We start from the raw sequence: 2924 nt of genomic DNA on the forward strand, positions 1-2924 counted from the left end.
TCAGGCCGCCGCGAACGCCGCCTTCATGTCGGCCACCCGACGCCGCTCGCGCGCGATCATCGCCTGGTTCACGACGATCACGCCGATCGTCACGGCCGTGATGAACAGCGTCGCCAGCGCGTTCATCTCCGGGTTCAGCCCGAGCCGCACCCGCGAGAACACCACCAGCGGCAGCGTCGTCGACCCCGGCCCGGAGAGAAACGCCGACAGCACCAGATCGTCGATCGACAGCGTGAACGACAGCAGCCACCCCGACAGCAGCGCCTGCGAGATCAGCGGCAGCGTCACCACGAAGAACACCTTCAGCGGCGTCGCGCCCAGATCCAGCGCCGCCTCTTCCAGCGACTTGTTCATCTCCTTCACGCGCGACTGCACGATGATCGCCACGTACGACACGCACAGCATCACGTGACCGATCCAGATCGTCACCATCCCGCGGCCCTTCGGCCAGCCGAACATCTGCTCCAGCGCGACGAACAGCAGCAGCAGCGAGATCCCCTGGATCACCTCCGGAATCACCAGCGGCGCGTTGATCATCCCCGTGTACAGCGTGAAGCCCTTGAAGCGGCCGAAGCGCGCGAGCACAAAGCCCGCCCACGTGCCGATCACCACCGACGCGCTCGCCGTCAGCAGGCCGATCTTCAGCGACAGCCAGGCCGCGGTCAGCAGCTCGTCGTCTTCCAGAAGCGCCGCGTACCACTTCAGCGAGAAGCCCGACCACACCGTCACCAGCTTCGACTCGTTGAACGAGTACACGACCAGGCTGATGATCGGGATGTACAGAAACAGGAAGCCGAAGGCGAGAACGCCCGTCGACAGCGGTTTGCTCGGCTTGATCATTTCGCTTCCTCCAGTTCCTTGACCTGGTAGTACTGGAACAGCGCCATCGGCACCAGCAGCAGCATCACCATCGCGACCGTCACCGCGGACGCCATCGGCCAGTCCATGTTGTTGAAGAACTCGTCCCACATCACGCGGCCGATCATCAGCGTGTCGGCGCCGCCGAGCAGTTCCGGGATCACGTACTCGCCGACCGCCGGGATGAACACCAGCAGGCTGCCGGCGATGATCCCGTTCTTCGACAGCGGCAGCGTGATGCGCGTGAACGCGACCCACGGCTTCGCGCCCAGGTCGTACGCGGCCTCGAGCAGCGTGAGGTCCATCTTCACGAGGTGCGCGTACAGCGGCATCACCATGAACGGCAGGTACGAATAGACCATCCCGATGTAGACGCCCGCGTCGCTGTGATACAGCCGCAGCGGCGTGTGGATGATGCCGAGCGCGATCAGCGTGTGGTTCAGCAGGCCGTCGTCCTTCAGGATCCCGATCCAGGCGTACACGCGGATCAGGAACGACGTCCAGAACGGCAGCATCACGGCCATCATCAGCACGTTGCGCCGTGCCGGTTCCGAGCGTGCGATGTAGTACGCCATCGGATAGCCGATCAGCAAACAGAGCAGCGTCGACACGGCGGCCATCTTCAGCGAACTGAGGTAGGTCGCGATGTACAGGTCGTCCTGCAGCAGGAACGCGTAGTGCCCCAGTTGCAGCGCGAAGTGCACGACGCCGTCCTTGAACTCGACGAGCGACGTGTACGGCGGAATCCCCATCACCTGGTCGGCGAAGCTGATCTTGAACACCAGCACGAACGGCAACGCGAAGAAGAGCGTGAGCCACAGGAACGGCACGCCGATCGCGACGCTGCGCCCCGACGGCAGGAAGCGCGACAGCAGCGCGAAGCGGCCCGCGCGAGCGCGGCCCGGGCCGGTGCTTGCGGCGCCGGTCGGCACCGGCGCGGACGGCGTGGAAGCGGAAGTTCTCATCATGTCGTCCTCATTGCGTCAGCACGACGCCGCTGGCCGGCGACCACGACACGAACACGTCGTCGTTCCACGAAGGCGCGCTGTCGTTCAGCAGGTGCGAGCTCGACAGGTTCGACACGACCGTCTTGCCGCTCGGCAGGCGCACGTGATACAGCGAGTAGCTGCCCATGTAGGCGATGTCGGTCACCACACCGCGCGCCCAGTTGTGATGCGAGCCCGGCTTGTCGCGCGACACCTGCACGCGCTCGGGCCGCACCGAGATGCCGACCGGCATGCCGAGCGGGCCCGTCACGCCGTGGCTTACGTACATGCGCGCTTCGAGATCATCGCTCTCGACGAAGATGTGGTCGGGCTCGTCCTCCACCACGCGGCCTTCGAACAGGTTCGTCGAGCCGATGAATTCGGCCGAGAAGCGGCTGTTCGGGTATTCGTACACTTCGCCGGGCGTGCCGATCTGCACGATCCTGCCTTCGCTCATCACCGCGAGGCGGCTGGCCATCGTCATCGCCTCTTCCTGATCGTGCGTGACCATCACGCAGGTCACGTCGACCTTCTCGATGATGTTCACCAGTTCGAGCTGGGTCTTCTGGCGGATCTTCTTGTCGAGCGCGGACATCGGCTCGTCGAGCAGCAGCAGCTTCGGGCGCTTGACCAGCGAGCGCGCGAGCGCGACGCGCTGCTGCTGGCCGCCGGACAGCTGATGCGGCTTGCGCTTCGCGTACTTGCTCATCTGCACGAGCGCGAGCGCATCGGCCACGCGCTCCTTGATCTCGTGCTTGGGCGTGCCTTCCTGCTTCAGCCCGAACGCGACGTTCGACTCGACCGACATGTGCGGGAACAGCGCGTACGACTGGAACATCATGTTCACCGGGCGGCGGTACGGCGGCAGCGACGCGAGATCCTCGCCGTCGACGAAGATCTTGCCGGAGGTGGCCGTCTCGAGCCCGGCCAGCATGCGCAGCAGCGTCGACTTGCCGCAGCCGGAGCTGCCGAGCAGCGCGAACAGCTCGTTCTTCGCGATCGTCAGGTTCACGTTGTCGACGGCCGTGCTGTCGCCGAATTTCTTCACGACGTTTTCGATGCGCACGAAGGCGTCGTTCG

At 65.0% G+C, this 2924-nt stretch carries 3 protein-coding genes; all 3 read right to left on the bottom strand.

Features of this window, described 5'->3' with window-relative positions; genetic code table 11:
- Complete coding sequence (locus J7024_RS36690) at positions 1-840, bottom strand: ABC transporter permease subunit (protein ID WP_175770751.1); 840 nt, start codon at positions 838-840, stop codon at positions 1-3.
- Positions 837-1823, bottom strand: a complete 987-nt coding sequence (locus tag J7024_RS36695) for an ABC transporter permease subunit (protein WP_175770752.1) — start codon at positions 1821-1823, stop codon at positions 837-839. The genes J7024_RS36690 and J7024_RS36695 overlap by 4 nt, the downstream gene beginning before the upstream one ends.
- 10 nt (positions 1824-1833) lie before the next feature.
- Positions 1834-2924: ABC transporter ATP-binding protein (locus J7024_RS36700; protein WP_124831032.1), on the bottom strand; the 1091-nt coding region annotated here is incomplete at its 5' end.

The sequence above is a fragment of the Burkholderia sp. WTPI3 genome, assembly GCF_021483755.1.
Classification (GTDB): Bacteria; Pseudomonadota; Gammaproteobacteria; order Burkholderiales; family Burkholderiaceae; genus Burkholderia.

Excerpts from the sequence above, each read along its gene's own strand:
- J7024_RS36690 (WP_175770751.1), bottom strand. The coding sequence starts at position 840 with ATGATCAAGCCGAGCAAACCGCTGTCGACGGGCGTTCTCGCCTTCGGC.
- J7024_RS36695 (WP_175770752.1), bottom strand. The coding sequence starts at position 1,823 with ATGAGAACTTCCGCTTCCACGCCGTCCGCGCCGGTGCCGACCGGCGCC.